Raw genomic sequence first — 22,168 nt, forward strand, 5'->3', positions numbered from 1 at the left:
ATGAGCGTCAGCAGCACTTCCCCCTCCCTCAACCGCGCGCTGTTGCTCAGCCCGGTGGTGTTGACCCTGCTCGCCCTGATCGCCATTCCGCTGGGGATCATGGGTTACATCAGCCTGCTGCCGCGCAACACCTACGGCGGCGTCGACTGGCAGGCGCAATGGCAGTTGCAGAGTTACGTGCAGCTGTTTTTCCAGGAAGGTTTCGACGGCGAACTGGAGCTGAACTGGGTCTACGCCCAGGCACTGTTGCGCTCGGTGTTCCAGGCCGGCGGCACCACTGTGTTGTGCTTTTTGTTCGGGTTTCCGGTGGCATTGTGGATGTCGAGCCTGACCCCACGCCGACGCAACCTGATGGTGTTGCTCATCACCATTCCGTTCTGGACCAACCTGCTGATCCGCAACTACGCGTGGCTGATCATCCTGCGCGAACAGGGCTGGGTCGCCCAGAGCCTTAACGCGCTGTTCCCGAATGCCGGCGGCATCACCCTGCTCTACAACGACTTCGCGGTCAGCGTCGGTCTGGTCTACAGCTTCCTGCCGTTCATGATCCTGCCGATCTACTCGACCCTGGAAAAACTCGACTGGCGTCTGGTGGAAGCCGCTTATGACCTGGGCGCCAACCGCTGGCACGCACTGCGCCGGATCATCCTGCCGCTGTCGATGCCCGGCGTGATTGCCGGCGCGTTGCTGGTGTTCGTGCCGAGCCTCGGCGCCTTCATCACCCCGGCGATTCTCGGCGGGGGCAAGACCCTGATGATCGGCAACCTGATCCAGCAGCAATTCGGCACCGCGCGCAACTGGCCGCTGGGCAGTTCGCTGTCGTTCCTGTTGCTGGGGATTCTGCTGTTGTCCCTGGTGCTCTACGCCCTCTACAGCCGCAGCGCGGCGAAAACCCTGAATCGGGGAGCGAAAGCATGATCTCTCTGCACCTGAAAAAACTCCCGGCGACCCGGGAAATCAGCCTGCTGATCCTCGCCTATCTGTACGTGCCGATCCTGGTGTTGATCGTCTACAGCTTCAACGCCAACCGCTCGGCAACGGTGTGGACCGAGTTCTCGTTCGCCTGGTACGGGCGGATCCTGGCCAACCCGTCGATCCAGACCGCGGCGCTGAATTCGATCATCGTCGCGACCATCGCCACGGTGTGCGCCACGACGATTGCACTGCTGGCGGCGCTGGCGACTTATCGGCCGTTCTACGGGCAGAAAATGGTCGAGGGCGGGATCAACCTGCCGCTGATCCTGCCGGAGATCGTCACTGCCGTGGCCACCCTGCTGCTGTTCATGGCACTGGGGATCAAGCTCGGGCTGATGACCGTGATCGTCGCGCACATCGGCTTCTGCATTCCGTTCGCCTACCTGCCGATCCGCGCACGGCTCAACGATCTGGACAAGAGCCTGCTGGAAGCCGCCAACGACCTGTACGCCAATCCGTGGCAGGTGTTCCGCCGCGTGACCCTGCCACTGCTGTGGCCGGCGGTGTTGTCCGGTTCGGTGCTGGCATTCGTGGTCAGCCTCGACGATTTCATCATGACCTTCTTCGTCGCCGGGCCCGGTTCGACCACGTTGCCGGTGTACATCTTCTCGGCGATCAAGGCCGGCGTAACGCCGGAGATCAACGCGATCTCGACCCTGATGCTGGTGATTTCCATCGTGCTCGTGGTGCTGGCCTTCTGGCTTGGCCAACGCGGCAAACAACAATAAACCTGGAGCGCTCTGTTCATGAAAAGCAAAAGCATGCGTCTGGCTATTTCCGGTCTGGCCCTGAGTTGTTTCACCGCGTTCAGCGCCCACGCCGCCGAGCCCAAGGAGTTGTTCTTCTACAACTGGACCGATTACTACCCGGTGGACCTGCTGGCCAAGTTCGAAAAGGAGACCGGGATCAAAGTCACCATGGACGGCTACGACAGCAACGAAACCCTGCTCGCCAAGTTGCAGGCCGGCGGCGCGGCGTATGACGTGATTGTGCCGTCGCAGTCGATCATGCAGACGCTGATCAAACAGGATCTGCTGCTGGAAATCGACGCTCCGACCCTGAACAACTTCCAGTACGTCAAAGGGCCGTTCCGCGATCCGAGCTTCGATCCGGGCCGCAAATATTCGGCGCCGTATCTGTGGGGCACCACCGGTTTTTCCTATGACAGCGCCCGGGTGCCGGGCGGCAGGCTCGACGATTCGTGGAAAGAGTTCTTCGAACCGCGCAAGGAACTGCAAGGCCAACTCGCCGCCCTCGACACCTCCAGCAGCGTGATCAATGCCGCCAGCCATTACCTGAACATCGACGAATGCACGGAAAACCCGCAGGACGCCAAGCGCATCCTTGAACTGCTGCAAAAGCAGAAACCGTTTTTGAAGATGTACAGCTCCGACAACACCGTCGACCGCATGGCCTCGGGCGAAGTGATCATGATGCAGAACTGGAACGGCTCGACCGCCCGCGCCACCTTGCAAAAGAGCACGATCAAATACGTGTACCCGAAAGAAGGCCTGGCGATGTTCCAGGACAACTTCGCCGTACCGAAAAGCGCGCCGCATCCGGGCAACGCGAAGATCTTTATCGACTGGATGATGAAGCCCGAGAACGCGGCGGCCGTGTCCAACGCGATTGCCTATGCCAACGGGATTCAGAGCGATCAGTTGCTGGATGCGAAATGGAAGGTCATGGACGCGATCAACATGCCCGAGGAATACGCCTCGCGGCTGCGGCCGGAGAAGGAATGCAGCAACAAGGCGCGGGAGCTGCAGGATCGGATCTGGTCGAAGCTCAAGGGTTGATCGCCTGACTCAAGACCCAGTTGCGGCCATCGCGAGCAAGCTCGCTCCCACAAGGATCGGTGGCGCTCACAGTTCCAATGTGGGAGCTGGCTTGCCAGCGATGAGGCCCGCCCAGACAACATAGAAACAGAGGTATGCAATGTCCCATCCCCGCTGGCTCAGAAACATCCGCCCCTACGGCGCCCCCGCCGAAGACCTGCTGATCGAAAACGGCAAGTTCACCCAGCGCCGCCCGGCCTCCAATGCTCCATTGGCTGCCACCGACATCGACGGCCAGAACCAGCTCCTGACCGCCCCGCTGGTGGAAAGCCACGTCCACCTCGACAAGACCCTGTATGGCCAGCCCTGGCGCCCGAACAGCGCGGGCCCGACGCTCAAGGATTACATCAGCAACGAACGCCGCGTGTTGCGCGAAGTGAAAGCGCCGATTGCCGAACGGGCCGGTGCGCTGTTGGAAAACTGCATCGCCCGGGGTTCGCTGACGATGCGTTGCCACGTCGACATCGACCCGGAATTCGGCCTGCGTCACGTCGAGGCCATGCAACAACTGCGCGAAACCTACAACGACCTGATCGACCTGCAACTGGTGGTCTTCCCGCAAACCGGCCTGATCAGCCGCCCCGGCACCGCGGAACTGATGCGCGAAGCCATGGCCCTGGGCGTGGAAAACGTCGGCGGACTCGACCCCTGCGGCATCGACAACGACCCGATTGCGCAACTGGATTTCGTGTTCAACCTGGCCCGCGACTTTCAGCGTGGCGTCGACATTCACCTGCACGACAAAGGCGAACTGGGCCTGTGGCAGATCGCCCGGATCGCCGATTACACCGAGCGCTTCAACCTGCAGAACCGGGTGATGATCAGCCATGCCTATTGCCTGGGCATGTTGCCTTGGAGTCAGGTCAAACCCGTTGCCGAACGCCTCGCGGCGCTGGGGATTTCGCTGATGAGTTCGGCGCCGGCCGATTGCGCGGTGCCGCCGTTTCTGGCGCTGCGTGAAACCGGTGTCAACGTGTGCCTCGGCTCCGACGGCATCCGCGATGCGTGGTCGCCGATGGGCAATGGCGACATGCTCGAACGAGCGATGTTGCTGGCGTTCCGTTTCGACCTGGGCAAGGACGATGAACTGGCGGCGGCATTCGACGCGGCAACGGTGAACGGAGCGCGCGCATTGGGGATCGAGGGTTACGGCTTCGCCATCGGCAAGCCTGCGGACTTTCTGCTGATGCCGGTCGAAACACTTGGCGAGGCTGTCGTCGCGCGGCCGGTGCGTCAGGTCTATCGCGGCGGCGAACTGATCGCCAGCGGCGGTCGCTTGCTGGGCAGCCGTCTGTGAAACGGATCGGCCTCAAGGCCGCTTGCGTGGTCGGTTTCGACGGCACGCAGCATGTGCTGTGGCGTGACGGCGAAGTGGTATTTGCCGGCTCGCGCATCGAATTTGTCGGGCGCGGTTATCAAGAGCCGTTGGATCAGTGGATCGATTACGGCAATGCGCTGATCGGGCCCGGTTTCATTGATCTGGATGCCCTCGGCGATCTCGATTCCACGGTACTGACCCTGGACAACGGCGACGAACGCGCGATGGGCCGCATGTGGTCGGCGGAGTACCTGGCGAGCGGCCCGCGTGAGTCGTTCAGCCTGGAAGAAGAAGTCTTCAAATACCGCTACGCCTTTACCCAGTTGATCCGCAACGGCATCACCACAGCGATGCCAATCACCTCGATGTACTACCGCGAATGGGCGGAGACCTACGACGAGTTTGCCGCTGTCGCCGACGTGGCGGGCGAACTGGGGCTGCGCACGTACCTCGGCCCCTGCTACATGAGCGGCATGAGTTACTGGCGTGCCGACGGCAGCCTCGCCCACCACTGGGATGAGGCCCGGGGGCTGGCCGGGCTGGACGCGGCCGAACGGTTCTTCAAGGATTTCGATGGCGCGCATGCGGGGTTGATTCGCGGTGCGTTGCTGCCGGATCGCATCCAGACCTGCACCCCGGCACTGCTGCAACGTACGTCTGCATTGAGCTGCGAGCTGAATGCACCGATGCGTCTGCATTGTTGTCAGGCGCCTGGCGAAGTGGCGATGGTCGAACAGTTGCGCGGCACCACGCCGCTGGGCTGGTTGCAGCAACTCGACCTGCTCACTCCGCGCAGTCTGTTACCCCACGGCATCTACACCTCGGGCGATGACGATCTGCAACGGGTCATCGACGGCGGCGCGAGTCTGGTGCACTGCCCGCTGGTGTTCGCCCGTGACGGCGAGGCACTGAACTCGTTCGGCCGTTATCGCGCCAAGGGCATCAACTTCGCCCTTGGCACCGACACCTGGCCAGCGGATTTGCTGGCAAACATGCGCCACGGACTGAACATCGCCCGGTTGATGGAAGGCGGGCCCACGCTGACCAGCAGCCTCGATCTGTACAACGCCGCCACCCTCGGCGGTGCCAAGGCCTTGGGCCGTGATGACCTCGGTCGCCTGGCACCCGGCGCCAAGGCGGATATCACCGTGTTCAACCTGCGCGGACTGCACCTGGGCCCGTTATTCGATCCACTGAAAAACCTGCTGCTGGCCGGACGCGGCGACGACTGCATCGCCAGTTTCATCGACGGTCGCTGCGTGATGCACGACGGTCAGGTCAACGGCGTCGACTACCCCACGCTGCAACGTCAGGCCCAACGCCAATACGAAAAACTGATGCGCAGCCACAGCGACCGGGCCTTTGGCCGACCGGACTGGAAAACCCTGTTCCAGCCGGCCATTCCGTTCGCCGACGACTACAGCGCCGAAGCGCCGTTGAGCGCCATCGATCCACTTCTTTAGAGAACACTGCCATGCACAGCTTCGATTTCAGCCAACTGAGCCCACGGGAAAAGTACAAGATTCTGATCGGCAGCGTGGTGCCGCGCCCGATTGCACTGGTCACCACCATCGACGGCGAAGGCCGGGTCAATGCGGCGCCGTTCAGCTTCTTCAATGCGCTGTCGGCGGATCCGCCCATACTCGCGCTCGGCGTGGAGAACTATGGCGACCAGAGCCCAAAGGACACCACGCGCAATATCCAGATGAATCAGGAATTCACTGTCAACATCGTCAGCGACGCATTGGTGGAAGCCATGAACGTCTGTGCCGTGCCGTTCGCGCCGGGTTTCGATGAGTTGACCGCAGCGGGCCTGACGGCAATTCCCGGCACCTCGGTCAAATGCCCGCGAATCGGCGAAGCACCGGTGGCGCTGGAATGTCGGCGGATGATGGCGCTGAACATCGGCCAGTCGCGGGAGATCATTTTTGGCGAGGTGTTGATGGCGCATGTGCGCGACGAGTTGATCGACCCGAAAACCCTGTACATCGATCAATTGGGGCTGGATGCGATCGGACGCATGGGCGGCCATGGTTATGCGCGGACCCGGGATTACTTCGATTTGCCGACCCGCTCGTTGCAAGCGTGGACGGAAGCGCCGGGAGGTGGCGAGCGGTTTTGGCCTGCCAGATAAAACAGCGGCCCACCGAGGTGCTGATCGTTCCCACGTCGAGGCGTCGAACCGTCCGCGTGGGAATGCATACCGTGACGCTCTGCGTCACAGTGGACGCGGAGCGTCCATGGCGGCATTCCCACGCAGAGCGTGGGAACGATCCCGAGCAGCCGCAGAGCGTGGGAACGATCAGTGCGAAACAGGTCGATCAATCAGTGCCGTACTTCGGCGACCGTGGCCCGTACAGCAGGCCCGCCGGATGTCCGGCCGACAGCAGTCGATTGCTGGCCACACCGGCAATCGGGTAGCCGGCATCGGTGGAGCTGTTGATGATCTGCTTCACCGCCGCGGTGATCAGCGCGCCGATCAGGCCGCCACCGCTGTTGTTGCCGCCCTCTTCGCTCGACGCCCGGGCCGCACCGGTCCACAGGGTGACGCCGGTTTTCAGGTCCACCAGCTTGGCGCTCGCGGTGACGGCAGTTTCGCTGCTGATCACCATGTAACGCGTGCCGTACTCGCTGACGGTGATGTACAGCGCCGCGTCGGCACCGAAGATTTCCTGCAGCTTGTTGGCCGGTGCCGCATGGATGTCATCCGGCGTAGTCAGGCCGTTCTGGCGGAACGTCTCGTCGACCAACGTGATCGGCAGCACGTAGTAACCGGCCTCGGCCAGCGGAAAAGTCACTTGCGACAACAGGCTGTAGGACGCCTTGACGTCCGGCGAGGTGTTCAGCGGCGGCAGTACCAGAATGGATTTCGGCCGCGCTTGCTTGTACGCCGAGTAGTCCACGGTTTTAGGTGCAACGCAGCCACCCAGAACGGTCAGCGCCAGGCCTGCGGCCAGCCCTTTCAAGGCACGCGAGATCATTGCGCATCTCCGGTCTTGGCGTTTTTAAGCAGAAAGTCCATGTACGTGCCGGACTCGGGGAACAGGGTCTTCTCGGTGCGCAATTGCTGCACCATCTGATCGTCCTTGCCCATGCTCAGGTACAGCAGACCAAGGTGTGCGTGGTAACCCGGCGGTACCGGCTTGCCACTGGCGCGGATCTTTTGCAGATCGGCTTCCAGCGCTTCGGCCTGGGCCTCTTTCGGCGTTTCGCTTTTGAAGTATTCGTAGACTTGTGGCTGGTAGCCTTCCCACTGGTACAGGGTTTGCGGGCTGCTGCAACCAGCCAGCAGCGCGCCGGCAGCCAGGGCCATCAGCGACCGGGACAGGGACAGATTCATGGTGTGTTGCTCCTTGCGATGGGCGTCTATCAGTTGCCCGGTTTCCAGGCGCCGGCGTTCATGCCATCGACCAGGCGATTGATCGCCTCGCGCATGGCCAGATCGAGGACTTTGCCGTTGAGGGTGGAGTCGTAGGCAGCGGTGCCGCCGAAGCCGATGATTTCGCGGTTGGACAAGGCGTATTCGCCGGCGCCCTGGGTCGAATACACCACTTCGGAGGTGCTGATGTTGACGATGTTCAGGTTGACCTTGGCGTAGGCAACCTGGGTCTTGCCACGGCCGAGAATGCCGAACAGTTGATGATCGCCGGTCTCTTTGCGGCCGAACTCGGTGACGTCACCGGTCACGACGTAATCGGCGCCTTTCAGACGCTGGGCCTGGCCCTTGATCGCCGCCTCCTGCTGGATTTCGCCCATGTTGTCGCGGTCGAGCACGGAGAAACGGTTGGTCTGCTGCAAGTGGGTGATCAGGATGGTCTTGGCCTGGCCGCCGAGACGGTCGACGCCGTCGGAGAAGATTCCGCGCATGTAGCTCGAACGGTTGTCGAACTTGCCCACGGCCATCGGGATCCGCACGCCGGACCAGGCCTGAGCGGCGCTTTCCACCTTGGCCACCGGCAGTGCGCGGGAGCTTTCGGTGGCGCAACCGGCGAGCGAGCCGGCCAGAGTGCCGAGGACGGCAATCGCAATGCCCGAGACCAACATCCGGGAGATCATTCTCACTTTGCATTCCTTCTGAAAATCGATGTGTCCCGGCACGGCGAAGTCGTGGGGGATCGGGAAAGGGGCGGCATTATGCCAAAGTGCCATCAGCGAGGACAGGTTTTTTTGACGTCAGCAAATTGGCTTTTGAAGCGATCAGCTGCCGTCAGCTACCGATCGTTCCCACGTCGAGGCGTCGAACCGTCCGCGTGGGAATGCATACCGTGACGCTCTGCGTCACAGTGGACGCGGAGCGTCCATGGCGGCATTCCCACGCAGGGCATGGGAACGATCACTACGGCGTGTCAGTGGAAATCGCGGCTTTGCACCCGAATCCCGTTGAGCAACGGACTGAGATCGCTCAAGCGTCCGGCGATCAGATGCCGCACCTCGCCTTCCCGTTCCCAGCGGCCATCGACCTTGAGCAATTGCGAGCCCACCAGCACCTGACGCTGGCGCTCGGCCAGATCGCGCCAGACCACCACGTTGACGTTGCCGAACTCGTCCTCCAGGGTCACGAACGTCACGCCACTGGCGGTGCCCGGCCTCTGGCGACCGGTCACCAGCCCCGCCACGCTGACCGGCCGGCCATGCTCGACCTCCAGCAACTCCCGGGAGCTGCGGCAGCGCCGCGCCCGCAACTCGTCGCGCAACAACGTCAACGGGTGCGGCCCCAGCGTGGTGCCGAGGGTGGCGTAATCGGTGAACAGGTCTTCGCTGACACTCGGCGTCGGCAGCAGCACATCCGGCTCCTCCTGACTCGGCAACCCGGCAAACAGTCCAAGCTGTTTCTGCACCCCGGCCACTTCCCATCGTGCCCGATGGCGATGACCGGCCAGGCCGCGCAGCGCGCCGGCATCCGCCAGTAGCGCCTGAGCGCGACTGTCGAGCCCGGCGCGCTCGCCCAGATCGGCGACATCGGCAAACGCGCCCCTCGCCCGAGCGCTTTCAATGTTCCGCGCATCCTCTTCGCGAAAGCCCTTGATCATGCGCAACCCCATGCGAATCGCCGGTTGCTCGCCGGCAATCGGCTCCAGACTGCAATCCCAGTCACTGGCGCGCACGTCCACCGGGCGGATCTGCAAATGATGCCGGCGCGCGTCCTGAAGAATCTGATCCGGGCTGTAGAAACCCATCGGCCAGCTGTTGATCAGCGCACAGGCGAACGCCGCCGGTTCGTGGCACTTGAGCCAGCAGCTGGCATAGGTCAGCAAGGCAAAACTGGCGGCGTGGGACTCGGGAAAGCCGTAACTGCCGAAGCCCTTGATCTGTTCGAAGATCTGCGCGGCGAATTCCGGGCTGTAGCCGTTTTTCTTCATGCCGGCGGCCAGCCGTTCCTTGTGCGGTTCCAGCCCGCCGTGGCGTTTCCACGCCGCCATGGAGCGGCGCAACTGGTCGGCCTCGCCGGGGCTGTAATCGGCGGCGACAATCGCGATCTGCATCACCTGTTCCTGAAACAGCGGCACGCCGAGGGTGCGTTTGAGCACCACTTCCAGCTCCGGTGACGGATAGGTCTCCTCTTCTTCCTTGTTCCGGCGGCGCAGATACGGATGGACCATCCCGCCCTGGATCGGCCCAGGCCGGACAATGGCCACTTCGATCACCAGGTCGTAGAAAGTTTGCGGCCGCAGACGCGGCAGCATCGACATCTGCGCCCGGGACTCGATCTGGAACACGCCGATGGTGTCGGCGCGGCTGATCATGTCGTAGGTCGGGCGGTCGTCAGCCGGGATGGTCGCCAGGCTCAGATCCTTATGACGATGACGGCGCAGCAGATCGAAACAGCGACGAATCGCACTGAGCATGCCAAGGGCGAGGATATCCACCTTGAGCAGCCCGACCGCATCGAGGTCGTCCTTGTCCCACTGAATGATCGTGCGGTCGGCCATGGCGGCGTTTTCCACCGGCACCAGCGTGTCCAGCGGTTGCTCGGAAATCACGAAACCACCGGGGTGCTGCGACAGGTGTCGGGGGAAGCCGATCAGTTGCCCGGTCAGGCTCAGCACCCGGTGCAGCAGCGGACTTTCGGGGTCGAAACCGCCTTCGCGCAAGCGTTCCACGGGCGGTGTTTCATCGCTCCAGTGGCCGCAGCAGTCGGCCAGCGCATTGATCTGGTCCGGCGGCAAGCCCAGCGCCTTGGCCACATCGCGGATCGCGCCGCTGGCGTGGTAAGTGCTGACCACCGCCGTCAGCGCCGCACGACGGCGACCATAACGACGAAACACGTATTGCAGGACTTCTTCCCGGCGTTCGTGCTCGAAATCCACGTCGATGTCCGGCGGCTCGTTGCGCTCTCTCGACATGAAACGCTCGAACAGCAGCGTGGTGCGATCCGGATCGATCTCGGTGATGCCCAAGGCAAAACACACCGCCGAGTTGGCCGCCGACCCCCGGCCCTGGCAAAGGATTTTCTGCTTGCGGGCGAAGCGCACCACATCGTGCACGGTGAGGAAGTAGCTTTCGTAGCCGAGTTCGGCGATCAGCTTCAGTTCCTTGTTGATCTGCCTCAGGACCTTGAAGGGCGCGCCGTTTTCCCAGCGCCAGGCGATGCCCTGTTTAGTCAACTGTCGCAGCCAGGAACGACCCGAGTGTCCATCGGGCACCAGCTCTTTCGGATACTGATAACGCAATTGGCTCAAATCGAACGTGCAGCGCCGGGCCAGTTTCACCGATTCGTCCAGCAAGGTCTGCGGATACAACTCGCGCAACACATCGAGGCTGCGCAAATGCCGCTCGCCGTTGGGATGCAGACGCAACCCGGCCTCGGCCACCGGGACGTGGTGGCGGATCGCAGTCATGGTGTCCTGCAAGGCCCGCCGGCCACGGGCGTGCATGTGCACATCGCCACTGGCCACCGCTGGAATCTGCAACTCATCCGCCAGACTCAGCAGTGCGGCCAGCCGTTGCTGATCGTTCTGCCCTCGATGCAACTGCACGGCCAGCCACAGCCGTTCACCGAAAGTCTGCTTCAGCCAGCGACCCTCTTCCACGTCATCGACCGTATCCGGCACCCACAGCACCCGCAATCCCGGCAATGGCTCGCTGAAGTCCTCGCGCAGCACTTGATACTGGCCTTTCTGCATGCGCCTTCGGGCCTGAGTGATCAAGCCGCACAGCGCCTGATAACCCTCGATGTTCTCGACCAGCAACACCAGTTTCGGGCCGTTCTCGATGCGGATTTCGCTGCCGATGATCAGCGGCAACTCAACCGACTTCGCTGCCTGCCAGGCACGGACAATTCCGGCCAGCGTGCACTCATCAGTGATCGCCAGCGCCTGATAGCCGTGTTTTTTTGCACGTTGAAACAGCTCCAGCGCACTGGACGCACCGCGCTGGAAACTGAAGTTCGACAGGCAGTGCAGCTCGGCATAACCCTGATTCACGCGAACCAGCCTTGCAGCCACAACGGGCCGCCCTCACCCACTGTCCGGTACGCCCAGCCTTGCTGGCCGGCGCGGTTCTGGATCAGGTAATAATCACGGCGCACGTCATCACCGTCCCACCAGCCGGACTCGATCCGTTCCGGGCCCATGAGAATGCGCGCCGAACCTTCGGGCACGGACTGCAGCTCACCCAACAACCAGCCCGGACGCTGCACGCCCGGCAATGCAGGGCAACGCTGTTTGTCGTCGGCGTTCTGCCACGCGCATTCCGGACGGTGATCGGCCTGAAAGCGCAGGCCCTGGACCGCCTCATCCCCCAGCCGCGCGCGCAGGCGTTCGCGCAGTTGCTCCCAGGGCAAGGTCTGCTGCGGTCGGTCGTCGAACAGTTCCTGAAACTGCGGCACGAAACTCGGCAGATCCTCGGCGCGCAGACGAAAGCCGCGCACCGGGGCTTCGACCTGCACCTGCTCCAGTCGGCCACGGGCCAGTTCAAAGAGCATCGCCGGATCGCGCTCGGCGCTGAGCAGGCCGACCTTGATCAGCGTATCCGGCAGCCCCGCATGTTCCAGATGCAGATCGAAGCGCTGCACGCCGCTGTCGCGCCCGCACAAAAACGCCGCCAGATCGGACGTCAGGCGGCGCAATGGAAACAGCAGCGCCTGATGGGATTGCACGTCGAAATTGAGTTCGATCCGCACGTCGAAACGGTCCGGCGGCAGATAGAAAGCCAGCGCCAGCGGCCGTGCGCCGAACAGCGTGTCCAGATGCTTGAGCATCGGCGCCTCGAAACGCCGGGCCAGGGCCTGACGCGGCAGGTTCTGCACCTGATGAAGGTTGCGCAGGCCCATGCGCGACAGCGCCGTGGCCACGCTCGGTTCCAGCCCGATACGGTCGACCGGCAATTGCCCGAGGTGGTGGCGCAAGGCTTCACCGTCGGGCACCACCAATCCGTCGTAGGCGTTGGCCAGTATTCGCGCCGCTACCGGGTTGGGCGCGGCGACGATCCGGTGACGAAAGCCCAGCTCGGACAGCTCCGTGCGCAACCGTGCTTCGAACTGCGCCCAGGAACCGAACAGCCCCAGGCTCGATTCGATCTCGAATACCACGGTGCGCGGGTAATGCACGCTGACCTGGGCGCTGAAACGATAGGCCCAGGCGGCGAGAAACTGCTGCCAGTGCTCGACCTCGGCCGAATCGTAATCGACGGTGGCGAATCCTTTGCTCATGGCCTGCGCGGCGGTCATCGACTGCCCCGGACGCAAGCCCAGTGCCCGCGCCGCCGGGTTGACCGCTTGCAGCACCCGGCGCTGGGCCGGGCCGCTGAGCAACGCCAGGGGTTGTTCGGGATCGGGGCGCTGACGCAGCACGGCGTCGAGGGCCAATTGCGGGAACAGAATGCAAACCCAGCGCATGGCGACCTCAATGCCCCACGGCGAAGGCGATCGGTGCGCTGCGCGCCAGACCGCCCCGGCACTTGAGCACGCGCAATTGCGCCGGGCGGGCATCGATGGCAATGCGCAGCGCGGCCGGCGACGGGTTGACCGCTTCGCTCAAGGGGCGCCACGCGAACGCCAGGGTCTGGCCGGTTTCCGCCGCCACCTGCAAACGGCGCAAGGCGCGGTCATCGGCCTTGTGCGGCCAGCACAGCACCGCGCCGCAACTGCCCGAGCGCAGGCATTGTTCCGCCGCCCACAAGGCATCGCGTTCACTGGCCTGGATCACCGACAACTGGCGCAGATCGACCCCGGCATTGGCCCACGCCTGCGGGTATGGCACGAACGGCGGCGCCACCAGCACGATGCGTTCGCCCGCTGCCGACAGCCGCGCCAACGTCGGCCACACCAGTTGCAGTTCGCCAACGCCGGGCCCGGCCAGGAGGATTTCGCTCAGCGCCGCTTCCGGCCAGCCGCCACTGGGCAAGGCCGCATCCAGTGCCGCGTGCCCGGTGGGTTGCGGGCTGGAGGTGGGTGGCGCAGGCCGGCCCTTCCAGACCTGGCCGCCATTGAACAGCGTATCCAGCGCAACGACGGCACCCATCAGCCTTGCCTCACCAGACCGCAGAACACCCCTTCGATGGCCAGGTCCTGATTGGCCCGCACCACAATCGGCTGGTACGCCGGGTTGCGCGGCAACAGGCGAACCTCATCGCCGATCCGCTCGAAGCGTTTGATGGTGACTTCACCGTCGAGTCGCGCCACCACGATCTGGCCGTTGAGCGCCTCGGGGTTGCGGCGTACGCCGACCAGATCGCCGTCGAGAATGCCGTCCTCGATCATCGAATCGCCCTGCACCCGCAGCATGTAGTCGGGCGTGCGGGAGAACAGTGCGGGGTCGAGCATCAGCCGATTGTGCAGGTCGGCATCGGCGCCGATGGGGGCACCGGCAGCGACCCGGCCGAGTACCGGGACTTCGAGCAGTTCCGGCCGCGCCGGCTGCCCGAGCAGGCGAATGCCCCGGGCCTGATGCGGATTGACCTCGATAAACCCGGCTTCGGTGAGCGCCAGCACATGCTTGCGCGCCACGCTGCGGGAGGCAAAACCAAAAGCCTCGCTGATTTCAGCGAGGCTTGGGGGCTGACCGTGTTCGGCGATGCGTTCGCGGATAAAGGTCAGGATGGCGGTACGGCGGGGAGTCAGATTTGTCATGGAGTACATTTGTACTCTTGTGGGAATTTCCTGACAAGCACCGCCAGTCAGCTCAAACCTACTGATGATCGTTCCCACGCTCTGCGTGGGAATGCAGCCCGTGACGCTCCGCGTCACTGGACGCAGAGCGTCCCTAGAGGCATTCCCACGCAGAGCGTGGGAACGATCAAAGCGGACGGTTCGGCGCCTCGACGTGGGAACGATCTCTCTGTCAGCTCAAACCGCGTTTGGCGAGAAACCCTGCGATGTAGTCGATAAACGCCATAACCTTGGCCGTCGCCCGCCGATGGCTCGGGTACACCGCCAGAATGTGCGGGCCAAAACTGTCCGGGTCGATCTCGTAATCGGCCATGACCCGCACCAGTCGCCCGTCGGCGATATACGGCGCGGCGCTCCACAGCGGCGTATGCAACAAACCGCGTCCGGCGAGAGCGCTGGCCAGCAGCAAATCGTAATTGTCACTGCGCAACAACGGTGCCGCCGGCTGCGCCAGGCTCAGGCGCTGACCGTCGCGCTCGGCCCACCAGAATTCGCGGCTGAGCAACGGATGCCGATACAGCAGCCACTCATGCTGATCGAGGGTCTGCGGTGTGACCGGCAAACCCTTGCGCGCCAGGTATTCGGGGCTGCCACACAGCGCCAGCCGATTGCTGCCGACCACCCGGGCAATCAGCCCCGGCAAATCATCGTGCCCTTCGCGCAGCGCCAGGTCGTAGCCGCTTTCCAGCAGATTGACGAATTCATCGCACAAATCCACTTGCAGGCTGATCTGCGGGTATTGCTGCAAAAAGCCGTCGCACACCTGATCGAGAAACGCCCGCCCGTAAGCCAGCGGCGCAGTGATTTTCAGGCTGCCGCGCAGGCCGTGCTGCAACTGCTCGATTTCCTCGCTGGCCTCGTCCAGCCGTTGCAGCACCTGGCGTGCGGTTTCCAGATAGAGCCGGCCGATTTCAGTCAGCAGTATCCGCCGCGTGCTGCGCTCGAACAGCCGCGCGCCGAGCTCGGATTCCAGATGATTGACCGCTTTGGTCAGGGCCGACGGAGTCTTGCCCAGTTGCTCGGCAGCGCGGCTGAAACTGCCGAGCTGCGCGGTGACGACGAACATTTTCAGTGCACCCAGCTTGTCCATGCTTTTTCCATTCAGGCAAAAACGTTTTTCGTGAGGGAGGCGTTCTGTCGGGCGTTGGCAGCCACTAATCTGGCCATCAGACGCAATAACACGGAAATGTTCAATGAAAAGATTCATCCCGCATTTCGCAAAAAACGTGCTGATCGCCGCGGTGAGTTTTGCCTCGATGGAAGCCATGGCCGCGACCGATCTGGTGCTGCTCAATGGCAAGATTTTCACCGCCGACCGCGCTCAACCGAAGGCTCAGGCGCTGGCCGTGGAGAACGGCAAAGTGTTGAAAGTCGGCAGCGATGCGCAGATCAAGGCCTTGATCGAACCCGGCACCCAAGTGATCGACCTGAAAGGCCAGACGCTGATGCCCGGCCTGATCGACAGCCACTCCCACGCGATTTTCGGCGGACTGGAAATGGTCTCGGCCAACATGGAAGACGAAGTGGTCGGTCTGGATGAACTGGAAAAACGCCTGCGCGACTGGCGTGACGACGGCAAGGCCCGGCATGGCGACGTATTGAGTGTGGCCGGCATGAGTTCGGCGTACTGGGCCAGGGCTGAAGCGCTGGGCAACCTCTTCAACCATGGCGAATGGGCCGACGTGCCGGTGGTGTTCACCGGCAGCGATCACCACACCGCATGGGCCAACAACGTGATGCTCAAGCGTGCGGGAATCGACGCCGCGCTGTTGAAAACCCTGCCGGACGCGGAAAAAGACACCATCGGCAAACTGCCCAGCGGTGAGCCGAACGGTTTTGTGGTCGATGCCGGCTGGGATCGCGTCGCCTCGAAAATACCGGCGCCGAGCCCGGCCGACCTGCTCAAGGCTGCGCAATCGGCGGTGCGCTTCAACAACAGCCTCGGCATCACCGCGTGGATGGACCCCGCCGCCAACGCCGCGCCGGGCGAGCCGGTGTTCGCCCTCAAGCCCACCGAGAAAACCGTCGGCGTATTGCCGGCCTACAAAGCCCTGTCGGAAAGCGGCGGCATGACCGCCCACGTCGCCGCGCTGCTGGTGGCCAACTCGAAAAGCGTCCCGGCCGATCTCGACACCCTCGACAAGGTTCGTCGGCAGTTCCAGGGCATCCCCAACCTGACGCTGCCGGGGATCAAGATCTTCGCTGACGGTGTGATCGAATACCCGGCCCAGAGCGCGGCGATGATCGATCCCTACAGCAACTCGCACAAACAGGGCGAACTGCTGATCGATCCGCAGCACTTCGGCGAACTGGTCAGCGCCATCGACCAGCGCGGCTGGCTGGTGCACATCCACGCCATCGGCGACCGTGCCGTGCGCGAATCACTGAACGGCATCGCCCAGGCGCGCAAGGACCGGCAGAGCGGCGTGACGCACTCGATCACCCACCTGCAAATGGTCAACCCGAAGGAGTTCGCCCGCTTCAAGCCGCTGAACGTGATCGCCTCGATGCAACTGCTCTGGGCCAGCGCCGACGACTACACCACCGACATGATCAAGCCTTACGTCAGCGCCCTCGCCTTCCGCTATCAATACCCGGCACATTCGCTGCTCAAGCAGGGCGCGACGATTGCCGGCGCCAGCGACTGGCCGGTGTCCTCGCCAAACCCGTGGAACGCCATGGCCCAGGCCATCACCCGCACCGGGCCGCTGGGCGTGCTCAACGCCGACGAACGCCTGGATCGCGAAACCATGTTCTACGCCTACACCGCCAACGCCGCGCGGACCATCGGCCTGGAACAACAGATCGGCTCGCTGAGCCCCGGCAAACAGGCCGATTTCATCGTGCTTGATCGCGATGTGTTCAGCGTCGATGACAAAGCCCTGCATGACACCCAGGTCCTGCAAACCTGGTTCGCCGGCCGTCAGGTCTATACCGCCGCCCAATGACAACAACTGTTCCCCTGTGGGAGCGAGCTTGCTCGCGATAGCGGTATGACCATTAAAAATGATGGCGACTGATACACCGCTATCGCGAGCAAGCTCGCTCCCACAAGTTTTCTCTTTCTGCCCCATAACAACCACAACAACGGGACTTCACATGAAAGCCTTGCCCCTGTTCGCCCTCACTTCCTTGAGCCTGCTGCCCCTGAGCAGCCACGCAATTGCCCTGAACGACGATTTTGCGGTGCTGGTCGACCTGACCCTGGCCAGTGATTACCGCACCCGCGGCATCTCCCAGACCCAGAACGATCCCACCGTGCAGGCCGGTCTGACCCTGGCCCACAGCAGCGGCCTGTACCTGGGCGCGTGGAGCTCGAACGTCGATTTCGGCGGTGGCCTGAAAACCCGTCAGGAAGTCGACTACTACGCCGGCTGGCTGTGGCAGGCGACCGAAGCCGTGAGTCTGGATCTGGGCTACATCAAATACGCGTACCCCAAGGAGAGCCAGTTCAACCAGAGCGAGGTGTACTCGATTCTCAGCGCTTACGGCGTGAAACTCGCGGCGTATTACTCCAGTGACGCGCCGGGCATCGACAGCAAACAGAGCTCGCTCTACAGCTACATCGGCTATGAAACCGGATTGCCGTTCGATTCCGGGCTGAAACTGCGCTACGGCAACATGGACTTCAAGGACCCGCATATGTATTCAGCGTCCGGACACAGCGATGAGTCCTACCGGGAGTGGGAAGTCAAACTGACCCACAACCTGGCCGGCGTGGTGCTGGGTCTGAGCTACATCGACACCGATCTCTCGCAGAGCCAGTGCCTGAGCAGTTGGGGCTTCAAGGACGTGTGCACGGCGACGGTCGTCGCCAGCGTCAGCAAATCTTTCTGACCGAGCGCAAAACTCTGGTGGGGGCCAGATTGCTGGCCCCACATTTTTTTTGCACTCAGCGTGATTTTGTTACTGGATGTTTACGGAATTTTTACCAATGCCCTTCTACAGTTACGCGCGTAACCGCATGGGTTTCGACTGACGTAGAGGAAAGTATCGAAATGGCTTTGGGCAAAGGACTGCGTTTACCGTCCATCACTCCGACCCGGCTGGTGCTGCTGTTTTCGCTGGCACTGGTGGCGCTGTACAACCTGGCGACCTGGAAGGCGCTGGGAACACTGATTACCCTGCAAGGTGCACAAAAACTGGCGTTTTTCGCGTCCTTCGGGCTGTTTCTCTGGGCGGCGATCACGCTGCTGCTGACCCTGGTGTCGTTTCGCTGGACGCTGAAACCGGCGCTGACGCTGGTGGCCCTGCTCTCGGCCTGCGCGGCGTATTTCATGAACGAATACGGGATCACCATCGACACGGTGATGATCCAGAACGTGTTCGAAACCAATCCCGAGGAAGCCACCGCGCTGTTCAGCGGCAAACTGCTGGCTTATGTGCTGTTGCTCGGCGTGTTGCCGGCCGTGCTGATCTGGCGCTGGCCGGTGGTTTATCGACCGTTCTTTCGGGGCTTGCTGAACAAGGTGCTGGTGATCGCGGCTTGCGTGCTGGTGATCGGCGCTTCGGTGGGCGCGTTCTATTCGACCTACGCGCCGATCTTTCGCGAGGAAGACAAGCTCACCCACTTCATCAACCCGACCAACTACATCTACGCGATCAGCAAATACACCAAACAACGGCTGGGGATCAAAAAGCATTTCGTGGTGCAGGCCATCGGCGAAGACGCGGTAATGAGCGCCAAGGCAGCCAGTCGCGAGAAGAAATCGCTGATGGTGTTCGTAGTGGGCGAAACCGCCCGGGCCGACCATTTCTCGCTTAACGGCTACGAGCGCGAGACCAATCCGCAGCTGAGCAAACTCGACATCCTCAATTTCACCCAGGTGCATTCCTGCGGCACTTCGACGGCGGTGTCGGTGCCGTGCATGTTCTCGATGTTCCCGCGCGAGGACTACAGCGACAAGAAAGGCAAAACCTACGAAGGCCTGCTCGACATCCTGCAACGGGCCGGCGTGCAGGTGCTGTGGCTGGACAACAACAGCGACTGCAAGGGCACCTGCCTGCGCGTGCCGAACCGCGACATCGCGAAGAACCAGCCGGGGCCGTTCTGCGACGGCAACAACTGCCTCGACGAAGCGCTGCTGGCCGACCTGCAAGGCTACATCGACAGCCTCAAGGGCAACGCGATCATCGTCCTGCACGCCGACGGCAGCCACGGCCCGGAATACTACGAGCGCTACCCCAAGGACATGGAGCGCTTCAAACCGATCTGCCACACCAACCAGCTGGGCAGTTGCAGCCGTGACGAGCTGGTCAACGTCTACGACAACACGATCCTCTACACCGACCATTTCCTGGCCAAGGTAATCGAACTGCTCAAACGCAATCAGGATCACCTCGATACGTCGATGCTGTACGTCTCCGACCATGGCGAATCGCTGGGCGAGAACGGTCTGTACCTGCACGCCGCGCCTTATGCGCTGGCGCCGGAAGCGCAGACCCATGTGCCGATGGTGATGTGGTTCGGCAACAACACCCTGGCGCAACTCGGCATCGACCGCGGCTGCCTGCAAGGCAAAAGCAGCCAGCCGGGTCTGAGCCATGACAATCTGTTTCACTCGGTGCTGGGGTTGTTCGAGGTCAGGACGTCGCTGTATCAGCCTGGGCTGGATATTTTCCATGGCTGTCGGCCGCCAATGACGGCGGGACAGTGATCCCCTCCAGCTGCGCCAGATAGGCCCACGGGTAAATCCCGCGCTGATGGCCGTCGCTGAACACCAGTTGCAGACCGTACCCCTGAGCGTTCAATTCGATGACCCGCACACGCGGGTCAATCATTGGCGGCGAGCCCCGCTGACGAAACGCCCGGCATTGCGAGCACGGGCATTGGCGGCGCAGTTCGGCATGATCCAGCAGCTGCTCGCGGCCATCCGGCCAGCTCAGCCGTAACCGGTGCTCACGTTGGGAATTGCCGACCGACAGCGGATTCATTGCAGCTGACTCAAGGCAATCCGCACGGCTTTGCGCACTTCCGGGTCGCCGTCGCCCTGCGCGGCCTGCAATGCCGCCACCGCCCCGCGATCATTCAATTCGCCGAGGGCCAGCGCGGCTTCCTTGCGCAGGTTGCTGATGCGATGGCCGAGGGTGTCGATCAGGGCGTCGAGTGCCGGCACATAGCGCAAACGGCCGAGGCTGCGGGTCGCGCGCAGACGAACCTGCCAGTAATCGTCATCCAGGGCTTCGATCAGCGCCGGGCCCGCATCTATATGGCCGACCTTGCCAAGGGTGGTTGCGGCTTCTTCGCGTACTTGCCAGGCCTGATCCTGCAAGGCCTGACGCAACGCGGGCAGCACCTCGGCATCACTCGCCAGGCCCAGGGCGCCGGTGGCGGCGCGACGTACTTCGGTGTCCGGGTCATCACTCGCCAAGCGGGCCAGGGCCGGCAGTGCGTCGAGCTGCTTGAGCCAGCCGAGTACCCCGACAGCTTCGCGGCGGACACTGGCATCGGCATCGTTCAGCGCCTGAATCGCGGCCGACGCAGCGCCGGGGAAACGCAACTCACGCAAGGCCCGGAACGCGGCAATCCGCACGCCGGTTTCGACATGGGCGGTCCACGGCAGAATCACCCGGCCCGCCGCTTCGGTCTTGAGCAGGCTCAGACTCTGCGCCGCAGCGGCCTGCACCGCCGGCGACGGATCCGTCAGCGCCTGGCACAGCGCTTCAACCACCGGCTCATCTTCCCAGGCCTCCAACAGGCGCGCCGCTTCGGCACGCACTTCTTCGGCGGGGTCTTCGGCCAGGCGCTCGACCAGCCAGAGCAGACCGTCCGGTTCTTCGAGGTCGGCCAGGTCGATCAGGGCAATCCGCCGTACCCCGGCGTCATCGGCCGTCAGACGCGGTTGCAGGGAGAGAATGTCGTCGTTATCGGTCACCGCAAAAAATGAGGTCATAGGGCAAATCTCGGCAAGGGGTTTTCAGGAGGTAAGCCGAGCGGATTGAGGCGCGGCAGCGGTCGGTCGTTGTCGTGGCGCAGCAGGTCGAGGCAGTGGCGCTTGAGGCGCGAGAACGCATGGCTGGTCACCAGTTCAGTGGTGCGTGGCCGGGGAAAATCCAGGCGCAGGTCTTCGATGATCCGCCCATCCGGGGTTTGCATCACGCTCATCAGGCTTTTCCTCGTGGTCGATGCCAGGGCGTGAACAGCCCGCCCAGGCGTTTGATCAGCAGGCTGCTGCCCATGCCCAACACGCCGATCAGCAACATGCCGACCACGATGTCGGCGTAGTTCTGAATGGTGTAGGACTCCCAGGTGTAATAACCGATGCCGAACTGGCCGGAGATCATTTCGGCAGTCACCAGACAGAACCACGAGGTGCCCATGCCGATGGCGAGTCCGGTGATGATGCTCGGCGCGGCGCCCGGCAGAATCACTTCCAGCAGGATCGCCCGGCGCGCGGCGCCAAGGCTTTTGGCCGAGGCGATCAGGCGCGGGTCGACGCCTTCGACGCCGTGCACGGTGTTGAGCAGGATCGGGAACAGCGCGCCGGTGAAGGTGATGAACACCATCGACAGTTCAGACGACGGGAACATCAGGATGGCCAGTGGAATCCAGGCGACGGCGGGGATCGGGCGCAGCACTTCCAGGGGTGGTAGCAGCAGGTCTTCGGCCCACCTGGAACGGCCGATGGCCAGGCCCAGGGCGATGCCGGCCACCATTGCGGCGAGGTAGCCCGCGAAGACCCGGCCGAGGCTGGCGCTCAGGTGCTGGATGAGCTTTCCGGAGTCGCCGAGGCCGAGGGCGGCTTCGATCACGGCCAACGGGGTCGGGACGTTGGCGAAGGTGACGAGGCCGAGGTTCCAGTGATGGCTGGCGGCGAGTTGCCAGAAGAGCAGGCAGAGCAGCAGTGAGGCGGCTCGGGGGATCCAGCGTGAAAACATATATCACCTCTGATCGTTCCCACGCTCTGCGTGGTAATGCCGCCATGGACG

The 22,168-nt window shown here is 63.0% G+C and carries 19 protein-coding genes and 2 pseudogenes; 9 read left to right on the plus strand and 12 right to left on the minus strand.

What is annotated here, in order from left to right; all coding sequences use genetic code 11:
* From I5961_RS15515 to I5961_RS15540, 6 genes are all read left to right on the plus strand, one after another.
* Nucleotides 1–918 carry an ABC transporter permease gene (locus I5961_RS15515; protein WP_085695904.1) on the plus strand — a complete coding sequence of 306 codons (918 nt, stop codon included), beginning with the start codon at nt 1–3 and terminating at the stop codon, nt 916–918.
* Entirely contained in the window at nt 915–1,703 is a 789-nt protein-coding gene (locus I5961_RS15520) for an ABC transporter permease (RefSeq protein WP_227232759.1), read from the plus strand. Before I5961_RS15515 ends, I5961_RS15520 begins: the two co-directional genes overlap by 4 nt.
* Before the next feature lie 18 nt (nt 1,704–1,721).
* Nucleotides 1,722–2,774, plus strand: a complete 1,053-nt coding sequence (locus I5961_RS15525; protein ID WP_227232760.1) for an extracellular solute-binding protein — start codon at nt 1,722–1,724, stop codon at nt 2,772–2,774.
* Between the two features lie 139 nt (nt 2,775–2,913).
* Nucleotides 2,914–4,110: an amidohydrolase family protein gene (locus I5961_RS15530; protein WP_227232761.1), complete on the plus strand. Its 1,197-nt coding sequence runs from the start codon at nt 2,914–2,916 to the stop codon at nt 4,108–4,110.
* Nucleotides 4,107–5,594, plus strand: a complete 1,488-nt coding sequence (locus I5961_RS15535) for an amidohydrolase family protein (protein ID WP_227232762.1) — start codon at nt 4,107–4,109, stop codon at nt 5,592–5,594. Before I5961_RS15530 ends, I5961_RS15535 begins: the two co-directional genes overlap by 4 nt.
* Nucleotides 5,595–5,605: 11 nt before the next feature.
* A complete protein-coding gene (locus I5961_RS15540) occupies nt 5,606–6,265 on the plus strand; it encodes a flavin reductase family protein (RefSeq protein ID WP_085695899.1) in 660 nt (219 codons plus the stop codon).
* 187 nt (nt 6,266–6,452) lie between these two features.
* On the opposite strand, the gene I5961_RS15545 is transcribed toward I5961_RS15540, so the two are convergent.
* The 8 genes from I5961_RS15545 to I5961_RS15580 all read right to left on the minus strand — a co-directional run bounded on the left by I5961_RS15545 (nt 6,453) and on the right by I5961_RS15580 (nt 15,329).
* Nucleotides 6,453–7,112 carry a DUF799 domain-containing protein gene (locus I5961_RS15545; protein ID WP_085695898.1) on the minus strand — a complete coding sequence of 220 codons (660 nt, stop codon included), beginning with the start codon at nt 7,110–7,112 and terminating at the stop codon, nt 6,453–6,455.
* Complete coding sequence (locus tag I5961_RS15550; protein ID WP_085695897.1) at nt 7,109–7,471, minus strand: DUF4810 domain-containing protein; 363 nt, start codon at nt 7,469–7,471, stop codon at nt 7,109–7,111. Before I5961_RS15550 ends, I5961_RS15545 begins: the two co-directional genes overlap by 4 nt.
* Nucleotides 7,472–7,500: 29 nt before the next feature.
* Nucleotides 7,501–8,187 carry a CsgG/HfaB family protein gene (locus I5961_RS15555; protein WP_176247708.1) on the minus strand — a complete coding sequence of 229 codons (687 nt, stop codon included), beginning with the start codon at nt 8,185–8,187 and terminating at the stop codon, nt 7,501–7,503.
* A 290-nt stretch (nt 8,188–8,477) separates the two neighbouring features.
* Complete coding sequence (locus tag I5961_RS15560; RefSeq protein WP_227232763.1) at nt 8,478–11,576, minus strand: error-prone DNA polymerase; 3,099 nt, start codon at nt 11,574–11,576, stop codon at nt 8,478–8,480.
* The gene (locus I5961_RS15565) at nt 11,552–12,967 is read right to left on the minus strand and encodes a Y-family DNA polymerase (protein ID WP_227232764.1); all 1,416 of its coding nucleotides are present in this window, start codon (nt 12,965–12,967) and stop codon (nt 11,552–11,554) included. Before I5961_RS15565 ends, I5961_RS15560 begins: the two co-directional genes overlap by 25 nt.
* A gap of 7 nt (nt 12,968–12,974) precedes the next feature.
* Nucleotides 12,975–13,592: a translesion DNA synthesis-associated protein ImuA gene (gene imuA, locus I5961_RS15570; RefSeq protein WP_227232765.1), complete on the minus strand. Its 618-nt coding sequence runs from the start codon at nt 13,590–13,592 to the stop codon at nt 12,975–12,977.
* A complete protein-coding gene (lexA, locus tag I5961_RS15575) occupies nt 13,592–14,209 on the minus strand; it encodes a transcriptional repressor LexA (RefSeq protein WP_227232766.1) in 618 nt (205 codons plus the stop codon). Before lexA ends, imuA begins: the two co-directional genes overlap by 1 nt.
* Nucleotides 14,210–14,411: 202 nt before the next feature.
* Nucleotides 14,412–15,329, minus strand: a complete 918-nt coding sequence (locus tag I5961_RS15580; RefSeq protein WP_227232767.1) for a LysR family transcriptional regulator — start codon at nt 15,327–15,329, stop codon at nt 14,412–14,414.
* Nucleotides 15,330–15,432: 103 nt separating this feature from the next.
* On the opposite strand from I5961_RS15580, the gene I5961_RS15585 reads away from it, so the two are divergent.
* The 3 genes from I5961_RS15585 to I5961_RS15595 all read left to right on the plus strand — a co-directional run bounded on the left by I5961_RS15585 (nt 15,433) and on the right by I5961_RS15595 (nt 19,896).
* Nucleotides 15,433–17,187, plus strand: a complete 1,755-nt coding sequence (locus I5961_RS15585; RefSeq protein ID WP_227232768.1) for an amidohydrolase — start codon at nt 15,433–15,435, stop codon at nt 17,185–17,187.
* A gap of 151 nt (nt 17,188–17,338) precedes the next feature.
* On the plus strand, nt 17,339–18,076 hold the full coding sequence (locus tag I5961_RS15590; protein WP_085695890.1) for a TorF family putative porin: 738 nt from the start codon (nt 17,339–17,341) through the stop codon (nt 18,074–18,076).
* A gap of 161 nt (nt 18,077–18,237) precedes the next feature.
* Nucleotides 18,238–19,896: a phosphoethanolamine transferase gene (locus I5961_RS15595; RefSeq protein WP_227232769.1), complete on the plus strand. Its 1,659-nt coding sequence runs from the start codon at nt 18,238–18,240 to the stop codon at nt 19,894–19,896.
* A 7-nt stretch (nt 19,897–19,903) separates the two neighbouring features.
* Here the strand turns inward: I5961_RS15595 and I5961_RS15600 are convergent.
* The 4 genes and pseudogenes from I5961_RS15600 to I5961_RS15615 all read right to left on the minus strand — a co-directional run.
* Nucleotides 19,904–20,173, minus strand: a pseudogene (locus tag I5961_RS15600) (DUF971 domain-containing protein); the annotation flags it as partial.
* Nucleotides 20,170–21,132: a HEAT repeat domain-containing protein gene (locus I5961_RS15605; RefSeq protein ID WP_227232770.1), complete on the minus strand. Its 963-nt coding sequence runs from the start codon at nt 21,130–21,132 to the stop codon at nt 20,170–20,172. The pseudogene I5961_RS15600 and the gene I5961_RS15605, both read right to left, overlap by 4 nt.
* Nucleotides 21,129–21,338: pseudogene (locus tag I5961_RS15610) on the minus strand (ABC transporter ATP-binding protein); the annotation flags it as partial. The gene I5961_RS15605 and the pseudogene I5961_RS15610, both read right to left, overlap by 4 nt.
* 5 nt (nt 21,339–21,343) lie before the next feature.
* Nucleotides 21,344–22,117, minus strand: coding sequence for an ABC transporter permease (locus tag I5961_RS15615; protein ID WP_227232771.1), 774 nt, complete (start codon nt 22,115–22,117; stop codon nt 21,344–21,346).
* Between the last annotated feature and the right edge of the window lie 51 nt (nt 22,118–22,168).

This window comes from Pseudomonas sp. IAC-BECa141 (assembly GCF_020544405.1).
Lineage (GTDB): Bacteria > Pseudomonadota > Gammaproteobacteria > Pseudomonadales > Pseudomonadaceae > Aquipseudomonas.